The sequence below is a fragment of the Oerskovia sp. PE-21s genome (assembly GCF_056158145.1).
Genome location: NZ_JBUXJM010000017.1, coordinates 1 through 1975 on the forward strand (window position 1 = coordinate 1; position 1975 = coordinate 1975).

3 protein-coding genes and 1 pseudogene are annotated in these 1975 nt (G+C 60.5%); 1 reads left to right on the forward strand and 3 read right to left on the reverse strand.

Features of this window, described 5'->3' with window-relative positions; all coding sequences use genetic code 11:
* Positions 1-222: pseudogene (locus ACZDYF_RS18780) on the forward strand (ABC transporter ATP-binding protein); the annotation flags it as partial.
* 8 nt (positions 223-230) lie between these two features.
* Here the strand turns inward: ACZDYF_RS18780 and ACZDYF_RS18785 are convergent.
* The 3 genes from ACZDYF_RS18785 to ACZDYF_RS18795 all read right to left on the reverse strand — a co-directional run.
* Positions 231-632: a hypothetical protein gene (locus ACZDYF_RS18785; RefSeq protein ID WP_475061301.1), complete on the reverse strand. Its 402-nt coding sequence runs from the start codon at positions 630-632 to the stop codon at positions 231-233.
* On the reverse strand, positions 632-1327 hold the full coding sequence (locus tag ACZDYF_RS18790) for a polymorphic toxin-type HINT domain-containing protein (RefSeq protein ID WP_475061304.1): 696 nt from the start codon (positions 1325-1327) through the stop codon (positions 632-634). The genes ACZDYF_RS18785 and ACZDYF_RS18790 overlap by 1 nt, the downstream gene beginning before the upstream one ends.
* A partial coding sequence (locus tag ACZDYF_RS18795) for a hypothetical protein (protein WP_475061307.1) occupies positions 1222-1975 on the reverse strand: 754 nt, incomplete at its 5' end. The genes ACZDYF_RS18795 and ACZDYF_RS18790, both read right to left, overlap by 106 nt.

The window sequence follows — 1975 nt, forward strand, 5'->3', positions numbered from 1 at the left end:
ATGAACCACCCCGAGGTCCTGCTCGTCGACGAGCCGACCTCGGCGCTCGACCACGAACGCGGCGTCCAGATCATCAAGCTCGTCACCCGACTGACCCGCGAGACCGGTGCAGCGACCATCGTGGTCACCCACGACGAGGCAACCCTCGACACGGTCGACGCCCGCGTGCACCTGGCGGACGGGCGACTGGTGGGGGCAGAGCGGACGGGAATCTCAGTTTGAGCACCTTTTCATTCCACCTCGGACATCCCGCTGATCGTCAAGTAAACAGCCGCCAGACCCTCGTCATCAACTACGAGTGGTGCAGCAAGCGTTTCAACCCACTCTCGCAACTCTACGGTATTCAGTTTTCGCCACCGCGGATGGAGCAGCACCCTTCTCGCAACGATCTCGCATCGCTGCTCGTGCAGAGAAAGCCGATACCAATCCGCAAGTTCCTGCGCTGGGTGCGACGAAGACTTGGAGCACACCTCCTCAATCATCAAGTCGCGAAGGCGATTCAAGACTGAAGCGTAGATTGGGCTTCCAACAAGAGCATTCGCGTCCCCCGCCAGATCAAACTTCAGTTCGATGCCAGCACGAAGCAGGACTTTAACTTCAGAGACATCTTCAAGCTCAACTCGCAATACCATTAGAACGGGTTCCTCCCATGGAACAGGACATCTTCGGGCGAAATTCTCAACGAACCCATGGTTATAAGCTCGTTCGTCTGCGACCCTCGAAGCAGCTTGACGCCCTCAGGCATCCTGAAAGCAAATAGGTAGTCAGCTTTTCCTAGATACGCCGAGGATCCGATGAATATGTCCCGATCAATATCGGAGGAGCTCCCGATCTGCTGAGTAACATGGACCTTTCCTGAAGAGTTTGCGCCGATCTTGATTCCACCGTTTCCTCCGAGAATGCCGGCGTGACCGGTTTCGCTGGTGTAGTGGAAATAGACACCATTATCCAGATTTTCAACAACATTGTCCACAGAATGCGTCACAGCATTACCGCAATTGTGCACAAGAACCGGCGCACGGTCAGCGATGACGTAGTAGGTGTGGAGGTCGTCGACCGTGAGGTTGTAGGCCGAGTCTACGATGCGCGAACTGAAGTCGATCCCGTTGGATGCGACCTCGAACCCGTCGGCCGTGAGGACGTTGTCGCCGAAGTCGAAGTCCTGGGCGTCCTGCCACTGCTTGTCCGTGGCGTTCCAGAACGGGTGGTCCTCAGTCGTCGTCAGTGTCTTGCCGCCGACGGTGAACGTGACCAGGGTGTCCTGGTGCACCCACGTCCTGGTGACGGTCCTCGGTGCTTGCTTCCCCGTCTTGGGGTCTGCAGCCAGGACCCTGTCGCCGGGCTTGACGTTTTGATCGCCTTGACCGACCTGTCGCTCATGAGAACGCTGGTGCTGCCGGAGAAGCTCCTCAGGGAGCATGAGGCGCCTTGTGGGCTCTCCTTGGGCGTGGTCTTCGCCCCACCCGCAGGCTTCGCGGCACTGGACGCACCGCCCGGCCTGGGCACCGGCTTCTTTGCTGCGAACGTCCGTGAGACCGCGGCGCGGATGCCGGTCGAGGCCTTGCCCAGCGCTGGCGCAAGCAGCCTTCCACCCGCTCCGCCGAGGAAGCCCAAGGCTCCGCCCATGACCGTGTCGCGAGCCAGCCCCATCAGGGAGAACTTCTGCGTCTTCTGGACCTTGCTCTTCCAGAGGTTGGTGGCAGCGCCACCCGCAGCACCGCCGAGGGCCATGCAGCCCAGGCTTCCGGCACCGGCCGTGATTGCCAAGCAACCGGACGTGACGACAACCTCCACGACTGCACCGACGATCTCGCCCTGGTACTTCTTGACGAAGCCACTGACGGCACCGCCGACAGCACCTCCGGCCTTCTTGAGCTTGTTCCATGCCCCCTTCGCGGTCCACAGACCCGTGGGGTCCGCGTACGTCACCGGGTTGTTCTCCGCATAGGCGTACGCCGACCACTGCTGCGGATCG